Source organism: Micromonospora sicca (genome assembly GCF_003172935.1).
Taxonomy (GTDB): Bacteria; Actinomycetota; Actinomycetes; order Mycobacteriales; family Micromonosporaceae; genus Micromonospora; species Micromonospora sicca.
In genome coordinates this window covers 39792-56228 of record NZ_QGKS01000242.1, presented here as the reverse complement: position 1 = coordinate 56228, position 16437 = coordinate 39792, and the positions used below count along the sequence as shown (strand labels likewise).

Annotated in this window: 16 protein-coding genes; 10 read left to right on the top strand and 6 right to left on the bottom strand. The window is 74.6% G+C overall.

The window, feature by feature from the left end; all coding sequences use genetic code 11:
- The first annotated feature begins 7 nt into the window (after nucleotides 1–7).
- The 3 genes from mycP to DKT69_RS17615 all read left to right on the top strand — a co-directional run bounded on the left by mycP (nucleotide 8) and on the right by DKT69_RS17615 (nucleotide 2955).
- On the top strand, nucleotides 8–1342 hold the full coding sequence (gene mycP / locus DKT69_RS17625; RefSeq protein ID WP_109802629.1) for a type VII secretion-associated serine protease mycosin: 1335 nt from the start codon (nucleotides 8–10) through the stop codon (nucleotides 1340–1342).
- A 77-nt stretch (nucleotides 1343–1419) separates the two neighbouring features.
- Nucleotides 1420–2205, top strand: a complete 786-nt coding sequence (locus DKT69_RS17620) for a phosphatase PAP2 family protein (RefSeq protein WP_109802628.1) — start codon at nucleotides 1420–1422, stop codon at nucleotides 2203–2205.
- Nucleotides 2206–2235: 30 nt separating this feature from the next.
- Nucleotides 2236–2955 (top strand): phosphatase PAP2 family protein, encoded by a 720-nt coding sequence (locus DKT69_RS17615; protein ID WP_109802627.1) that lies wholly within the window; start codon nucleotides 2236–2238, stop codon nucleotides 2953–2955.
- Between the two features lie 37 nt (nucleotides 2956–2992).
- Here DKT69_RS17615 and DKT69_RS17610 read toward each other — a convergent pair whose 3' ends face one another.
- The 6 genes from DKT69_RS17610 to DKT69_RS17585 form a co-directional block, all read right to left on the bottom strand.
- Complete coding sequence (locus DKT69_RS17610) at nucleotides 2993–4171, bottom strand: MarP family serine protease (protein WP_109802626.1); 1179 nt, start codon at nucleotides 4169–4171, stop codon at nucleotides 2993–2995.
- A gap of 63 nt (nucleotides 4172–4234) precedes the next feature.
- Nucleotides 4235–4927 (bottom strand): NUDIX hydrolase, encoded by a 693-nt coding sequence (locus DKT69_RS17605; protein WP_109802625.1) that lies wholly within the window; start codon nucleotides 4925–4927, stop codon nucleotides 4235–4237.
- A 55-nt stretch (nucleotides 4928–4982) separates the two neighbouring features.
- A complete protein-coding gene (locus DKT69_RS17600) occupies nucleotides 4983–5591 on the bottom strand; it encodes a TlpA family protein disulfide reductase (RefSeq protein WP_109802624.1) in 609 nt (202 codons plus the stop codon).
- Complete coding sequence (gene nth, locus DKT69_RS17595) at nucleotides 5588–6367, bottom strand: endonuclease III (RefSeq protein WP_109802623.1); 780 nt, start codon at nucleotides 6365–6367, stop codon at nucleotides 5588–5590. Before nth ends, DKT69_RS17600 begins: the two co-directional genes overlap by 4 nt.
- A gap of 68 nt (nucleotides 6368–6435) precedes the next feature.
- Nucleotides 6436–7599 carry a CapA family protein gene (locus DKT69_RS17590; protein ID WP_109802622.1) on the bottom strand — a complete coding sequence of 388 codons (1164 nt, stop codon included), beginning with the start codon at nucleotides 7597–7599 and terminating at the stop codon, nucleotides 6436–6438.
- Between the two features lie 89 nt (nucleotides 7600–7688).
- Nucleotides 7689–8351, bottom strand: a complete 663-nt coding sequence (locus tag DKT69_RS17585; RefSeq protein WP_109802637.1) for an adenosylcobinamide amidohydrolase — start codon at nucleotides 8349–8351, stop codon at nucleotides 7689–7691.
- 219 nt (nucleotides 8352–8570) lie between these two features.
- Here DKT69_RS17585 and DKT69_RS17580 point away from each other — a divergent pair, with 219 nt between their 5' ends.
- The 7 genes from DKT69_RS17580 (at nucleotide 8571) to DKT69_RS17550 (ending at nucleotide 16434) form a co-directional block, all read left to right on the top strand.
- Entirely contained in the window at nucleotides 8571–9248 is a 678-nt protein-coding gene (locus DKT69_RS17580; RefSeq protein ID WP_007466162.1) for a Crp/Fnr family transcriptional regulator, read from the top strand.
- 111 nt (nucleotides 9249–9359) lie between these two features.
- Nucleotides 9360–10103 (top strand): metallophosphoesterase family protein, encoded by a 744-nt coding sequence (locus tag DKT69_RS17575; RefSeq protein WP_109802621.1) that lies wholly within the window; start codon nucleotides 9360–9362, stop codon nucleotides 10101–10103.
- Nucleotides 10104–10391: 288 nt separating this feature from the next.
- Nucleotides 10392–11057: a TetR/AcrR family transcriptional regulator gene (locus tag DKT69_RS17570; protein ID WP_236647983.1), complete on the top strand. Its 666-nt coding sequence runs from the start codon at nucleotides 10392–10394 to the stop codon at nucleotides 11055–11057.
- Between the two features lie 40 nt (nucleotides 11058–11097).
- Nucleotides 11098–11943 (top strand): TIGR03084 family metal-binding protein, encoded by an 846-nt coding sequence (locus DKT69_RS17565; protein ID WP_109802620.1) that lies wholly within the window; start codon nucleotides 11098–11100, stop codon nucleotides 11941–11943.
- On the top strand, nucleotides 11940–13646 hold the full coding sequence (locus DKT69_RS17560) for an acyclic terpene utilization AtuA family protein (protein ID WP_109802619.1): 1707 nt from the start codon (nucleotides 11940–11942) through the stop codon (nucleotides 13644–13646). The genes DKT69_RS17565 and DKT69_RS17560 overlap by 4 nt, the downstream gene beginning before the upstream one ends.
- Nucleotides 13643–14836 (top strand): acyl-CoA dehydrogenase family protein, encoded by a 1194-nt coding sequence (locus DKT69_RS17555; protein WP_109802618.1) that lies wholly within the window; start codon nucleotides 13643–13645, stop codon nucleotides 14834–14836. The genes DKT69_RS17560 and DKT69_RS17555 overlap by 4 nt, the downstream gene beginning before the upstream one ends.
- Nucleotides 14833–16434 (top strand): acyl-CoA carboxylase subunit beta, encoded by a 1602-nt coding sequence (locus DKT69_RS17550; protein ID WP_109802617.1) that lies wholly within the window; start codon nucleotides 14833–14835, stop codon nucleotides 16432–16434. Before DKT69_RS17555 ends, DKT69_RS17550 begins: the two co-directional genes overlap by 4 nt.
- The last annotated feature ends 3 nt before the right edge of the window (nucleotides 16435–16437 follow it).

The following is a 16437-nucleotide window of genomic DNA, read 5'->3' as shown; positions in this document are numbered from 1 at the left end:
ACATGTCGTGGGACGCACGCTGCTCGGTGTGGCGGCCGTCGCCGCCGCGGTCGCCGCCCCGCTCGCCCCGCCGGCGCACGCCGCCCCGGCCCGTACGGCCACCCCGCCGCTCGCGACGTCATGGCGGTTCAACGCCCCTCCGGCGGCCGCCCGGCAAGCGGGCTGGCTCGCCCCGGTGGACACCCCGAGCCGGGTCGACCAGGTCCGCCAGGAGCAGTGGCAGCTCGACGAGTTGCAGGCCAGGACCGCGTGGCACGACTCGACCGGGCGCGGCGTGATCGTGGCCGTGATCGACTCCGGGGTGGACGGCGCCCACCCGGACCTGGCCGGTCAGGTGCTGCCCGGCATCGACCTGGTCTCCCCGGACGGCGCCGAGGGGCCGGACCCGGTGGGGCACGGCACCACGGTCGCCGGCCTGATCGCCGGCCGCAACGACGACGACCGGGGCGTGGTCGGGCTGGCCCCGGACGCCAGGATCCTGCCCGTGCGGGTGCTCGACGACGAGAACCGGTACGACGACGCGATGATCGTCGCCAAGGGGGTGCGCTGGGCGGTCGACAACGGCGCCCGGGTGATCAACCTGTCCCTCGGCGGCAGCGGCGACAGCCCGGCCCTGGCGGCGGCCCTCGACTACGCCTTCGCCCGGGACGTCGTGGTGGTCGCCTGCACCGGCAACCTCGCCAGCTCGACCGGCACCAAGGTCTGGTACCCGGCCCGCGAGCCCGGCGTGCTCGCCGTCGCCGGCCTGGAACGCAGCACCCAGAACCTCTGGTCCGGCTCGATCACCGGCCACGAGACCACGCTCGCCGCCCCCGCCACGGCACTCTTCGGGGCCCGCCCCGGCGGGCCGACCGGCGGGTACTGGCGGGTGCAGGGCACCAGCTTCGCGTCCCCGCTGGTGGCCGCGACCGCCGCCCTGGTCCGGGCCCGCTTCCCGCAGATGTCCGCCGGGGACGTGGTCAACCGGCTGATCACCACCGCGAAGGACCTGGGACCCACCGGCCGCGACGACCGCTTCGGGTACGGCATGGTGGACCCGGTCGCCGCGCTGACCGCCGACGTGCCGCCGGCAAGGCGCAACCCGCTCGACGACAACGACTCCCCGGGCGTGGTGGGCTTCGGCGCGGCGCCCGGACCGGGGCAGGGCGACCGGGCGGCCGGGCGGGGCGCCGACCCGTTCAGCTTCGCCGCTCCGAAACAGCAGACCCGGTGGACGGCCCACCCGGCGGGCCAGCCGGACGACTCCGCGCCGGAACGGCTCTGGACCGGCCTCGCCCTCTTCGTCGCCCTGGTCACCGGCGCAGCGATGGTGGTCCGCAGGTTCCGCCAGTCGCGGCGGTGACCCCGGCACCGCCGGTCTGACCGGGCCGTCCGCTGGGTAGTGCTTGGGGAATGAGCGGGTCGGGCGAGCACAGTCGGATGTCCACGGTCGAGCGGTCCTGGCGGAGCCGGCGGCTGGACCAGGACCATTCGCTGGGCCTCCGGCTCACCCTGGCCGCCGCCGCGGCGTTCCTGGTGCTGGTGCCGTTCGCCCTGCTGGCCCTGCTGGTGCTGGCGGCCTGGCCGCCGCTGTTCCGGTTGGACGCCTCGGTGACCGACGCGCTGCACGGGTACGCCGTCGCCCATCCGGCGTGGGTGCGGCTGATGAGTCTGTGGACCGACGTCTTCGCGCCCGGCCCGCTGCGGGTCGCCACCGCCGTCGTCGTCGCCTGGCTGCTGTGGCGCCGGGCCCGGCGGCTGGCCCTCTGGGCGGTCACCACGATGGTGGTGGGCGGGCTGCTCGGCGCGCTGCTCAAGCTGCTCGTCGGGCGGCACCGGCCGGACCTGCTCGACCCGGTCGCCCGGGCGGCCGGCTTCTCCTTCCCGTCCGGGCACGCGCTGAACGCCACCCTGACCGCCGGGGTGCTGCTGCTGGTCTTCCTGCCGTTCACCCACGACCGGCGACCGCTGCGCTGGGCGCTGTGGTTCGCCGCGATCGTGCTCGCGGTGGTGACCGGCGTCAGCCGGATCGCCCTCGGCGTGCACTGGAGCAGCGACGTGCTGGCCGGTTGGCTGCTCGGCGTCGCGGTGGTGGCGGCCACCTCCGCCGCCTTCCGCACCTGGCGCAGCCGGACCGGTCGGCGGCCGGCGCGTACCGCCCGGGAGGGGGTCGAGCCGGAGCTGGCCGGGCCGGACCTGGACGAGGCGGGCCGGGGGCACGCGTAGTTGCGCGCCCGGTGGGGTATTGGGCGGCCCATGTCCAATGTCGCGGTCCAGGTGACCAAGCGCGTACTGCTGCCGCTTGCCCTGCTCTTCGCCCTCATGGTGGGGCTGGGTCTCCTGGTCGCCCGGGTCCTCACCCGGACCTGGCCGTTCACCGTGGAAGACGCGGTCAACCGCGAGCTGGCGGCCGACCGTACCGCCGGATGGAACCACGTCTCGCTGGTGTTCAGCACGCTGGCCAGCACCCAGCTGGTCGTCGTGGTCACCGTGCTGGTGGCCCTGGTGCTGCGACTGGTGCTGCACCGCTGGCGGGAGCCGCTCTTCCTCTGCGCCGCGGTGACCGCGCAGGCGCTGATCTTCCTGTTCACCACCATGACCATCGACCGCCGCCGGCCGGCCGTCGAGCACATGGGCGTCTCGCCGCCCACCTCCAGCTTCCCGTCCGGGCACACCTCCGCCGCCGTGGCGCTCTACGTCGGCATCGCGGTGCTGCTGGCGCTGCGGGCGAAGCGCACCCCGGTGAAGATCACCTGGTGGGCGCTGCTGGTCCTGGTGCCGGTCGGGGTCGCGTTCACCCGGATGTACCGGGGCATGCACCATCCCAGCGACGTGGTGGCGTCGTTCCTCAACGGCGGGACCTGCGTGGCGATCATGGCCCGGGCGGTGCTCGACCGGACGCTGACCTGGGGTCGGACCAAGCTGCCCGTCACCCGCCCGGCTGACGACGCGGCCCCCGCCGCCGCGCGCGGCTGACCCGGCGTCCGCCGCGGCCGGGTGCCGTCAGGTCGGCTCAGGTGCACTCGCCGGTGCCGACCGCCCGGGTACGCTCCGCGCCGGCCAGCGCCACCGGCCGAGCCTCGGCGGCGGTCACCGCGAAACCGGTGTTCGGGTCGTCGGCCGCCGCCGCGAAGATCACCCCGAGCACCAGTCCGTTCGCCGAGACCAGCGGGCCACCCGAGTTGCCGCTGCGCACCAGCGCCCGGATGGTGTAGATCTCCCGGGTCACGTCCCCGGAGGAGTAGATGTCGGGTCCGGTGATCTGGTCCACGTCCCGCACCCGGGCCGGCCGGGCGTCGTACGGGCCGTCGAGGGGGAAGCCCAGCACGATCGCGTCCGCGCCGCTGCCGGCCTGCCCGGCGGCGAAGCGCAGCGACGGACCGGGCAACCCGGGCACGTGCAGCACGGCGAGGTCGCGCTCCGGGTCGTAGACGACCACCTCACCGTCGTACCGCTCGCCGCGCAGCTCTACCGCCACCGAGCGGGTGCCGGCCACCACGTGCGCGTTGGTCATCACCCGGTCGTCCGCGTACACGAAGCCGGAGCCCTCGATCCGGCGGGCGCAGCTCGGCGCGGAGCCCAGCACCTTGACCACCGCCCGCTGGCTGTTGGCCACGACGGTGGAACCGGCGAGCGTCGGGTCGGGCGGGGAGACCTGCCGGGCCCGGGTGGGCGCGAGGTCGCCGAAGACGTCCGGGAAGCCGTTGGTGTCGACCGTGTCCCGCAGCGCGGTGGAGAGCTCCTGGGCCTTGTCGGGCAGGATCCGGTCGATCACGGTGAGCAGCGCGCTGTTCCGGATCGAGGAGGCCACCGCGGGCACCGCGGAGGAGCCCAGCGGCACCGCGACCAGCCAGGCCACCAGCATGACGGCGACGAGCGACACGAGCGCGCCGCCGATGTCGTCGAGCCGCTTGGCCACGTCGTTGGTGATCGTCTTGCGCAGGTGCGAGCCGAGCCACCCGGCGAGCGCCTGACCGAGCACGGCGAGCCCGAAGATCGCGACCAGGGAGATCAGCACGCGGATCCCGCTGTCGACGAACTGCCGGGCGATCAGCGGGCCGACCTGGAGGCCGATCAGCGCGCCCAGGAAGAAACCGGAGAGCGACAGCGCCCCGATGGCGAAGCCCTGGCGGTATCCGCTGACCGCGAACACGAGCATGAGCAGGAGCAGGACGAGATCCACGACGGACACGCGTCCAGCGTACGGGCAGCCGGCACGGAACCGGTCCACCGCTCGCGCAACGTGACGGTCAGGTCAGCGGACGGGGCTCTCGTCCACCTCGTCGGTGCCGGCCGAGGGCGCCGGGGCGGCGGCGGTCGGCGGCAGTTCCACCACCCGGCCGCGCGGCCACGGGCGCGCCCAGCCGCCCATCTCCAGCAGCGTGGCCAGCACTCCGGCGGTGAACCCCCAGACCAGCATCCCGCGCGCCGAGAAGGCCGGGCCGATCCAGCCGCTCGGGTGGCGTACCCGCATCCGGTTCTCCGGGTCGACCAGCTCGGCGATCGGCAGCCGGGCGACGTGCGCGACCTCGGCCGGTTCCCGCGGGTGCACCGGGTGCGGGGCGTGCCACCAGGCGAGCACCGGGGTGACCACGAAGTCGCTGACCGGGATCCAGAGCTTCGGCAGCTCGGCCAGCACGGTGACGCTGGTCGGGTCGAGCCCGACCTCCTCGTTCGCCTCGCGCAGCGCGGTGGCGCTGGCGTCGGCGTCCTCCGGGTCGGCCGCGCCCCCGGGGAAGGCCGGCTGCCCGGCATGGTTGCGCAGGGTGGCGGCGCGCTGGAGGACCAGCACGTCCGGGCCGCCGTCCGGTTCCTCGCCGAGCAGCACCAGCACGGCGCTCTCCCGGCCACCGCTCTCCGGGGTGGCGAGCCGGGTGAAGTCCTCGGCGCGGGCGGAGCCGAGCCGGCCGAGCAGCGGCGCCAGCCACGGCGGCGGTTGCCGGTTCACAGGTCGACCTCTGTTCGCGACTGCGGGGCTCGCAGGCCCGGTTCGCTCCTCGCCGTCACGCGCCCACCGCCACGCCGAGGTGCGTCCGCACCAGCTCGGTGAGCCGGGCGTCGTCGAGCGCGCCGCTGGCGTCGGCGTGCCGGACCCGGCCGTCCGCGCCGACGAAGAGGGTGAGCGGGAAGGAGTTGCGGCGCAGCGCCCGCTGGAACGCGTCCCCCTGGTCGACCAGCATCGGGAAGCGGACGCCGAAGTCCTCGCCGATGGACTGGGCGCCGCCGCGGCTGTCCCGGCTGTTCACCCCGATCACCTGGAACCGGCCGTCGGCGCGTTCGCTGAGCCGCTGGAAGGCGGGCAGCTCCTTGCGGCAGGGCGGGCACCAGGACGCCCAGACGTTGACCACCGCCGGGCCCTTCACCTCCCGCAGGTTCACCGGGGCGCCCCCGGTGAAGCAGTTGAGGGTCAGCTCGGGCAGCGGGTCACCCGTCCCGGCGGTGGGGGCGGGGGCGGCCGAGGCCGGCGCGGCGGTCAGCGCGGCGCAGTCGGCGAACGGCGAGGGGCGCTCGGCGCGGGGGGCGGCCGGCGGGGCCGCCCGCTGGTCGGTGGCGGTGCAGCCGGCGACCGCCAGCAGCACCGGGACGAGCAGGGCCGCGAGTCGGCGGTTCACGGCACCTCCGCCGCGACGGCCTGCTGCGGCACCAGCTCCGGGTCGATCCCGACGGCCGCCGCCAGGTCCCGCGCCCGGGGGCCCTTGAGCAGCTTGGCCGCGGCCGCCGGCTCGGTCGGCCCGGTCCCGTACGACGGGCAGAGCTTCGCCAGCGTGCAGGCGCCGCAGGCCGGCTTGCGGGCGTGGCAGACCCGCCGGCCGTGGAAGATGATCCGGTGCGACAGCATGGTCCAGTCGCGCTTCGGGTAGAGCCCCCCGATCGCGTGCTCGATCTTGACCGGGTCGGTCTCGGTGGTCAGCTTCCACCGCTGCACCAGCCGCTGGAAGTGGGTGTCCACGGTGATGCCGGGGACGCCGAACGCGTTGCCGAGGATCACGTTCGCGGTCTTGCGGCCGATCCCGGGGAGGGTCACCAGGTCGGCCAGCCGGCCGGGGACCTCGCCGTCGTACCGCTCGCAGAGGGCCCGGCCGAGGTTGATCAGGGAGCTGGTCTTGTTGCGGTAGAAGCCGGTCGGCCGGATCAGCTCCTCCAGCTCGGCCCGGTCCGCCCCGGCGTAGTCGGCCGCGCTGCGGTAGCGGGCGAAGAGCTTCGGGGTGACCTCGTTGACCTTCTTGTCGGTGCACTGCGCGGAGAGGATCGTGGCGACCGCGAGCTCCAACGCGTTGGAGTGGTCGAGTTCACAGTGCGCGTCCGGGTGCGTCTCGGTCAGCACCCGGCCGATCCGCCGGGCGCGGCGCGTACGGCCGAGGTCGGTCTCGGGGGAACTGGTTGTCACGCCGGCCAGCCTACGTCGCGCGGGTGACGTCCCGGCGGGCCGACGCGAGCGTGGATGCCCGGCCCGGCCTACGGCGCGGTGATCCGGCCGGCCGTGTCGAGCCGCGCCCCGGTCTTCGGGAAATCGGCCCGGCTCATCTGCCGGACCAGCCCGAGACCCTGGTGGCCGGGGTCGATCGCCGGCCGGCCCACGCCATTCATCGCGCTCGAGGTGAACGTCCCGCCGGCGAAGCTGCCGTCCGGCTTCAGGGACACCTTCAGCACGCCGCCCCAGCCGAGCCGGCCGGAGCTGTTCAGCGACTTGCCGCCGCCCGCGAAGTTGCCCAGGCTGTACGCGATCAGCCGGCCCCGGTAGAACTCCATCCCGCGCAGCACGTGCGGGCCGTGCCCGACGACCAGGTCCGCCCCGGCGTCGACGACCGCGTGCGAGAAGCGGACCGGGTCGCCCCGGTTCTCGCCGAAGAACATCTCGGTGCCCGGCTTCACGTGGCTCCGGTCGGCGCCCTCGGCACCCATGTGCACCTGCACCACCACCAGTTCGGCCATGGTGGCCGCCTTCGCCACCACCCGCTTCGCCGACTCGATGTCGACCAGGCTGTTGGACCAGACGTACGACGAGAAGCCGGCCACCGCGACCTTGACGCCCTCGACCTCGACCACGGTGATCTGGTCGGGCGCGCCGGTGTGCTCGAGGCCGTGCTCCTCCAGCGTCCGCTGGGTGTTCCGGTAGCCCCTGGGGCCGTAGTCGTAGCCGTGGTTGTTGGCCTGGTTGAGCAGCTCGAAGCCGGCGTCGCGGAGGTGCGCGGCGTACTCCGGGGGCGCCCGGAACTGGTAGCAGTTCTGCGGCTTCGGCCCGCACTTGCCGGCGCCGGTGTCCTCGGTGAGCGGCTCCTCGAGGTTCCCCATCACCAGGTCGGCCTTGAGTGCCGCCTTGACCTGGTCGAAGAAGCCCTTGCCGTTGTTCGCCGGCAGCCGGGACGGGGCGTTGCCCATGATAACGTCGCCGGTCGCGGCGAGCGAGACGGCCTGCCCGGCCGTCTCCACCGGCCCAGGGTCAGTCGACCCGGCCGGTTCGTCCGGGACGGGCGAGCCGGTCGACCCGCCGCCCCCGCCCGGCTGCCAGACCGGCGTGCCGCCGTCGGCGCAGCCGGCGGCGAGGAGTACGACGAGCAGCGCGCCGAGGGCGGCCAGGCGGCCGCGACGGCGGGACGCGGAGGGGGCGGGAGCGTACATCGCCCGCGACGCTACCGTGCGGTAGACGCTCCGACGAGGGCCGATCGGCCGGAAACCCGGGCCCCCCGGAGCGCCGCCCGCCGGCCGGGTCACCCGGTCCGCCGGTCGGACCAGGGCACGACGGCGCCGGCGCCCCCGGCGAGCACGGCCGCGTGCACCGCCCGGGCCAGCGGGGCTCCCCAGGCGGACCGGGGGCCGCCGTACGGGGCCGGCTCGCCGTCGGCGGGGCAGAGCACGGTGACCGCGTCGGTGGGCGTGCCGGTGGCCGGCAGCCCCAGCTCCCAGATCGCCTGCGCCTTCGCCTCGGTGGCGGTGGCCACGGCGTTGACCAGCGCCGCCTCGCCCAGCCGGGCGGGGACGGACACGATGATGTTGACCGTGCCGACCCGCTGCCCGGGTGCGGCCGGGGCCGGCGCGGCGGCCCAGACCGGGGTGCCGAGCCCGACGGTCGCCCACACCCGCACGCCGCTGTCGGTCCGGGCCACCACCTCGGCCACGTCGACTCCGGTCAGCAGCCCGACACCGGGCCCGGGGAGGCCGAGCCCGTCGGCCAGCTCGGCCAGGTGGGCGGCCGGGTCGTCCCGGTGGTACGACATCGGCACGGTCGCGTTGACCACCCACCGGCGTACCCCGATCCCGCCGCCCAGCGGGGTCGTGCCGACCGCCAGCACCGGCTCGGCGGCCCGCCACACCAGCAGCGGGATGTCCCACCCGTCCTCGTGGCGGGTGGTCAGGAAGGGCTCGCTCAGCACGAGAACGACCCTACGATCGAGGTCAGGACGGGCGGCGACCATCCGCACCGGACGCGGGATCCTAGTCCTTGATCAGGTCGGGCAGGTTACGTCCAACGATCAAGATTCCAGGGGTGCACCTCTGATTCGCGCTCACGTGCGCCTAGACTGGCGGCGCGCGAGGGGATCAGCGGACGGCGGACCCGGCCGACGGACGGCACGCGCTGGCGGAGGTGACCGATGGACGAGGTACTGGCCCGCAGCGGCATCTTCCAGGGTGTCGACCCGGAGGCTGCCGAGGCGCTCGCCAAGGAGATGGAGACGATCGAGGTCCGCAAGGGCGAGATCGTCTTCAACGAGGGCGAGCCCGGCGACAGTCTCTACATCCTGCTGTCCGGCAAGATTAAGGTCGGCCGCCGTGCGGCGGACGGCCGGCAGAACCTGATCGCGGTGATGGGCCCGTCGGACATGGTCGGCGAGTTGTCGCTCTTCGACCCGGGCCCGCGTACGGCGACGGCCACCGCGGTGACCGACACCCGGCTGGTGCGGCTGCGCAAGCAGGCGCTGCGGCCGTGGTTGAACAACCGGCCGGAGATCGCCGAGCAGCTGCTGCGGGTGCTGGCCCGCAGGCTGCGCCGGACGAACGACTCGCTGGCCGACCTGATCTTCACGGACGTGCCGGGGCGGGTCGCCAAGAACCTGCTCCAGATGGCCGGCCGGTTCGGCACCCGGGACGGCGGCGTGCTGCGGGTGACCCACGACCTGACCCAGGAGGAGATCGCCCAGCTCGTCGGCGCCTCCCGGGAGACCGTCAACAAGGCGCTCGCCGACTTCGCCTCGCGCGGCTGGCTGCGGCTGGACGGCAAGAGCATCATCATCCTCGACCCGGAGCGCCTGGCCCGCCGCGCGCGGGTCTGACCGAGTCGGGACAGCATCGACAGGGACCGCCCTCCGGGGCGGTCCCTGTCGTCGTTCTGCCCGGCGCAGAACCCCCTCGACGTCCGGCGGCCGGACGGGCACGGTGGGCTGATGCTCGAACGTGTCGCCGTCCTCTCCGACATCCACGGCGCGCTGCCGGCGCTCGAGGCCGTACTGGCCGAGCCGGACGTCGCCGCCGCCGACCTGATCGTGCTCACCGGCGACATCGCCGCCGGCCCGCAGCCGGTCGAGGTGCTGGATCTGCTCGCCGCGCTGGGGGAGCGCGCCTGCTGGGTCGGTGGCAACGCCGACCGGGAGCTGGTCGAGGCGCGGTCCGGGCGGTCGTCCCCGCACGACGTCTCGAACTGGGCGGCGGCGCAGCTCCGCGACGACCAGGTCGCCCGGCTGGCCGCGCTGCCGCTGACCGTCACCCGGTCGGTCGCCGGCCTGGGCCAGGTGCTCTTCTGCCACGCGACGCCGCGGGACGACGAGGAGATGGTGCTGGTCGACTCCCGGCTGGAACGCTGGGCGGAGGTCTTCGCCGGGCTGCCCCCCGAGGTCGGCACGGTGGTCTGCGGACACACCCACATGCCGTTCACCCGACTCGTCGACCGGCGCCTGGTGGTCAACCCGGGCAGCGTCGGCATGCCGTACGGCGGGGCGGGCGCCTGGTGGGCGCTGCTCGGCCCCCGGGTGCAGCTCCGCCGGACCGGGTACGACGTGGCCGCGGCCTGCGCCCGGGTGGCGGCCGAATCGACCTACCCGGACGCCGCCGAGTGGGCCGACGAGTACCTCCGCTCCCGGCACAGCGACGCCGACGCACTCGCCGTCTTCGGCCCCGGCGACGGCCGCTGAACCCTGGGCCGTCACGCCTGCCACCCGCCGGGCCTGCCAGCCGGCTCCGCGCCGGCACCGCCGTGCGCGGACCGGTCCGCGCCGACGCCGGTCATGGCTTCTGGACGCTACGAAGCTGATGACGTAGGTGGATCGAGCGCGATTCATCGACGTCATCAGCTTCGTAGTCACCTCTACCCCACCCGATGGTCGCCACTCGCGGAAGGAGCGGCCGCGACGACGATGCCGGTGGTCGATCCTGAAAAAGTCAGTCTTGACTGTTTGTTTCGTGGGCGGCACGCTGTCCCCGTGCCCGCCGCATCGACCCGCGTCCCGCAACAGGAGCGCAGCCGCGCCACCCAGGCCCGGCTGCTGGAGGCGACCGTCGAGTGCCTGGTCGAGCACGGCTGGTCCGGCACCACGACCACCGTGGTGGCCGCCCGGGCCGGCGTCTCCCGCGGCGCCCAGCTGCACCACTACCCCACCAAGGCCGCCCTGGTCACCGCCGCCGTCGCCCACCTCACCGAACGCCGGGCGGCGGAGCTGCGCACCGAGGCGGACGCCCTGCCCGCCGGCCCGCAGCGGCTGGACCGGGTGATCGACCTGCTCGGCGCGGCCTTCACCGGGCCGCTCTTCGTCGCCGCCCTCGAACTCTGGGTGGCCGCCCGCACCGACGCCGAGCTGCGCGCCGCCCTGGTGCCGCTGGAGGCCCGGGTGGGCCGCGAGATGCACCGGTTGACCGTCGAGCTGCTCGGGGTGGACGAGCGCCGCCCCGGCGTCCGGGAGGCCGTGCAGGCCACCCTCGACCTGCTCCGAGGGCTGGGCGTGGCCAACCTGCTCAGCGACGACTCGCCCCGCCGCACCGCCCTGCTGCACACCTGGAAACGTCAGCTCGCCACCCTGCTCGCCCCGAACCCCGGATCGCCGGACGCGATGCCACCGGCGACCGCAGGCCCGGGACGCGAGGGGCCCTGACCCGAACGCCCTGACCGGCACACCCCCGCCCGGAGGCACCATGGCCGACCTGCCCGCACTGCTCGCGGATCTCGCCGCCGAATCCGACCAGCTCGACGCCCTCGTCGCCGGGCTGCCACCGGAGGGCTGGGCCCGGCCGACACCCGCCCCCGGGTGGACGGTCGCCCACCAGATCGCCCACCTGGCCTGGACCGACCACGTGGCCCGGCTCGCCGCCACCGACGCCGAGGCCTTCTACGCCTCGGTCCTCTCGGCGCCCGACCCGGCCCGGCTGGTCGACGACGGGGCCGAGTCGTTCCTCGCCCCGCCCGCCGAGCTGCTGGCCCGCTGGCGGGACGGCCGGGCGGCGCTCGCGTCGGCCCTCGCCGCCGTGCCGCCCGGGGAGAAGGTGCCCTGGTACGGCACCCGGATGTCGCCCGCCTCGATGGTCACCGCCCGGATCATGGAGACCTGGGCGCACGCCGAGGACGTCGCCGACACGCTCGGCGTCACCCGCCCGGCCGCCGCCCGCCTGCGCCACATCGCCCACCTCGGCTTCCGTACCCTCGGACACGGCTTCGCCGCCCACGGCCGGCCGGCGCCGACCGCGCCGGTGCGGGTCGAGCTGACCGCACCCCACGGCGACACCTGGACCTTCGGGCCGGCCGACGCCGCCGACCGGGTCACCGGGCCCGCGCTGGACTTCTGCCTGCTGGTCACCCAGCGCCGACACCGCGCCGACCTGTCCCTGGTCGCCACCGGCCCGACCGCCGACGAGTGGCTGGACGTGGCCCAGGCCTTCGCCGGGCCACCCGGAGCCGGCCGCGAGCCGACGACCGCACCGCCCGACGGCGGCCGGGCGGCGGCCGTACCGGACCGGGATGAGCGCGCCGGGGCGACGCCGTGAGCGGCGTGCTGCGGATCGGCAACGCCTCCGGCTTCTACGGCGACCGGTTCACCGCCTGGCGGGAGATGCTCGACGGGGGCGAGCTGGACGTACTGACCGGGGACTACCTGGCCGAGCTGACCATGCTCATCCTCGGCCGGGACCGGCTGCGCGACCCCGACCTCGGGTACGCGAAGACCTTCCTCCGCCAGCTCGAAGACTGCCTCGGCACCGCGCTCGACCGGGGCGTGCGGATCGTGACCAACGCCGGCGGACTGAACCCGGCCGGCCTGGCCACCGCGATCGGCTCGCTCGCCGACCGGCTCGGCCTCACCGCGCGGATCGGGTACGTCGAGGGCGACGCCCTGCGACGCCCGGACGCGCTCACCGCCAACGCCTACCTCGGCGCGTTCGGCATCGCCGCCTGCCTGGACGCCGGGGCGGACGTGGTGGTCACCGGCCGGGTCACCGACGCCTCCCTCGTCGTCGGGCCGGCGATCGCCCGCTTCGGCTGGGGCCGCGACGACCTCGACGCGCTGGCCGGGGCGACCGTGGCCGGGCACCTGATCGAGTGCGGGGCCCAGGTCACCGGCGGCAACTTCAGCTTCTTCACCGAACTGCCCGACGGCGGCCACCGGCCCGGCTTCCCGATCGCCGAGCTGCACCCGGACGGCTCGTCCGTGCTCACCAAGCATCCCGGCACCGGCGGCGCGGTCACCGTGGAGACCGTCACCGCCCAACTGCTGTACGAGGTGGGCGGCCCGGCGTACCTGGGGCCGGACGTGGTGACCCGGCTGGACACGGTCACCCTGACCGCCGACGGGCCCGACCGGGTACGCGTCTCCGGCGTCCGGGGCACCCCGCCGCCGGACACCCTCAAGGTGGGCGTCAACAACCTGGGCGGCTTCCGCAACTCGATGACGTTCGTGCTCTGTGGGCTGGACATCCCGGCCAAGGCGGCCCTGGTCCGGGGGCAGCTCGAGGAGGCGGTCGGCAAGGAAGGGCTGGAGTTCACGCTGGCCCGCACCGACCACCCGGACGCCACCGACACCGAGGCGGCGAGCGCGCTGCTGCACGTACACCTGCGCGACGGCGACCAGGCACGGGCCGGGCGGGCCTTTTCGGCGGCCGCGGTGGAACTGGCGCTGGCCTCCTACCCGGGCTGCACGCTGACCACCCTGCCGGGCGACGCCACCCCCTACGGCGTCTTCACCGCGGACCTCGTGCCGCAGGACGCGGTCGCCCACGTCGCCGTGCTGCCCGGCGGCGAACGCGTGCCGATCGCCCCGCCGATCCGGACGGCCGCGACGCCGGCGGACACCGGGTCCGCCGACGCGGCCGCGCCCGAGGCGGCCGCCGGACACGCGACCCGGCGCGGGCCGCTCGGCGAGCTGGTCGGGGCGCGGTCCGGGGACAAGGGCGGCGACGCGAACCTGGGGGTCTGGGCGCGCACCGACGAGACCTGGGCCTGGCTGCGCGGCTGGCTCACCGTCGAGCGGCTGGCGGAGCTGCTGCCGGAGACCGCCGCGCTGACCGTCGAGCGGTACGAGCTGCCGAACCTGCGCGCGGTCAACTTCGTGGTCCAAGGGCTGCTCGGGCAGGGGGTGGCCGCCTCCACCCGGTTCGACCCGCAGGCCAAGGCGCTCGGCGAACTGCTCCGCTCCCGCGTGGTCGATCTGCCCACGGAACTGCCCGCCATCATCACCAGGAAGGCACAGCCGTGACCATCGTGGACACCCCCGAGCGGCGGCAGCTCCGCGAACTGACCCGGGCCTTCGTGACCCGGGAGGTGCTGCCGCACCTGGCCGACTGGGAGCGGGCCGGCGAGGTGCCCCGGTCGCTGCACGAGACGGCGGCGAAGATCGGACTGCTCGGCGTCGGCTTCCCGGAATCGGTTGGTGGCAGCGGCGGCGACCTGCTCGACTCGATCATCGTCACCGAGGAGATCATCCGCTCTGGCGGCTCGTCCGGTCTGGTGGCGGCGCTCTTCACCCACGGCATCGCGCTGCCGCACATGGTGGCCGCGGCCGGCGCCCGCCTCGGCCCCTCGCTCGGCACCTCGCTCGGCGGGGAGCGGACGACGAACGACGACCTGATCGACCGGTACGTCCGCCCCACCCTGGCCGGGACGATGATCGGCGCGCTGGCGATCACCGAGCCGGACGGCGGCTCGGACGTCGCCGCGATCCGCACCACCGCCCGCCGGGACGGCGACCACTACGTGGTGAACGGGTCGAAGACCTACATCACCAGCGGGGTCCGGGCCGACTTCGTGACCACGGCGGTCTGCACCGACTTCCCGGGCAGCGGCGAGCTCAGCCTGCTGGTGATCGACAAGGGCCTGCCCGGCTTCACCGTGGGACGCCGGCTGGAGAAGCTGGGCTGGCACTGTTCGGACACCGCCGAGCTCTCCTTCGTCGACGTACGGGTGCCGGCGGCGAACCGGATCGGCGCGGAGAACACCGGCTTCCTCGCGATCATGCAGCACTTCGCCAGCGAGCGGCTCTCCCTCGCCACGCAGGCGTACGCGACCGCGCAGCGCAGCGTGGAGCTCGCGGCCCGGTGGTGCCGGGACCGGTCCACGTTCGGCCGGCCGCTGGCCAGCCGGCAGCTGATCCGGCACCGGCTGGCCGAGATGCACACCCGCGCCGAGGCGGCCCGGGCGTACGTGCACGAGGTGGCCGCCCGGGTCGCGGCCGGCGAGCCGGTGGTGACCGAGGTGGCGATGGCGAAGAACGTCGCGGTGGCCGCCTGCGACCACGTGGTCGACGCGGCGCTGCAACTGCACGGCGGCTTCGGCTACCTGCGCGACGCCGAGGTGGAACGGCACTACCGGGACGCCCGCATCCTCGGCATCGGCGGCGGCACCACCGAGATCATGAACGAGATCATCGCGAAGGGCATGGGCCTGTGACCACACTGGACAGCGCACTGGACCCGTCCTCGCCGGCCTTCGCGGCCAACCGCGAGGCCCTGCTGGAGCGCCTCGCCGAGCTGGACGCCGCGCTCGACCAGGCCCGCGCGGGTGGCGGCGAGAAGTACGTGACCCGGCACCACAAGCGGGGCAAGCTGCTCCCCCGGGAACGGATCGAGCTGCTCCTCGACCCGGCCAGCCCGTTCCTGGAGCTGTCCCCGGTGGCCGCGTACGGCACCGACTTCCCGGTCGGGGCCAGCGTGGTCACCGGCATCGGCGTGGTCGAGGGCGTGGAGTGCCTGATCGTCGCCAACGACCCGACGGTACGCGGCGGCGCGGTCAACCCGTGGTCGCTCGCGAAGACCCGGCGGGCCGGCGAGATCGCCCTGGCCAACCGGCTGCCGATGGTCAACCTGGTCGAGTCCGCCGGGGCGGACCTGCCCACCCAGGCGGAGATCTTCATCCCCGGCGGCCGGGTGTTCCGCGACCTGACCCGGCTCTCCGCGGCGAAGATCCCGACGGTCAGCGTGGTCTTCGGCAACGCCACCGCCGGCGGCGCGTACGTGCCGGGGATGTCCGACTTCACCATCATGATCCGGGACCGCTCGCAGGTCTACCTGGCCGGGCCGCCGCTGGTGAAGATGGCCACCGGCGAGGTCACCGACGACGAGTCGCTGGGCGGGGCGGCCATGCACGCCACGAAGTCCGGCCTGGCCGACTTCCTCGCCTCCGACGAGCGGGACGGCATCCGGCTGGCCCGGCAGTGCGTACGCCGGCTCAACTGGCGCAAGCAGGGCCCGCCGCCGCGCAACCCGTTCCCCCAGCCGCCCAAGTACGACCCGGAGGAGCTGCTCGGCATCGCCAGCGCCGACCTGAAGGTGCCGTTCGACCCGCGCGAGGTCCTCGCCCGGGTGCTGGACGGCAGCGAGTTCGACGAGTTCAAGCCCGGCTACGGCACCGCGCTGGTCACCGGCTGGGGCGAGCTGCACGGCTGGCCGGTCGGCGTGCTGGCGAACGCCCGGGGTGTGCTGTTCAGCGAGGAGGCGCAGAAGGCCACCCAGTTCATCCAGCTCGCCAACGCCGCCGACACCCCGCTGGTCTTCCTGCAGAACACCACCGGCTACATGGTCGGCACCGAGTACGAGCAGCGCGGCATCATCAAGCATGGCGCCCTGATGATCAACGCGGTGTCGAACTCGACCGTGCCGCACCTGACGGTCAACCTGGGCGCCTCGTACGGCGCCGGCAACTACGGCATGTGCGGCCGGGCGTACGAGCCGAGGTTCCTGTTCACCTGGCCGAACGCCAGGTCGGCGGTGATGGGCCCGGCTCAGCTCGCCGGGGTGCTGTCGATCGTCGCCCGGCAGGCCGCCGCCGCTCGGGGCCGCGATTACGACGAGGACTCCGACGCCGCGATGCGGATGATGGTCGAGCAGCAGATCGAGTCCCAGTCCGGGGCGCTCTTCCTCTCCGGCCGGCTCTACGACGACGGGGTGATCGACCCGCGGGACACCCGTACCGTCCTCGGGCTCTGCCTGTCGGCGATCCACAACGGACCGGTGAAGGGCGCCGACGGCTTCGGCGTCTTCCGGATGTGAGGG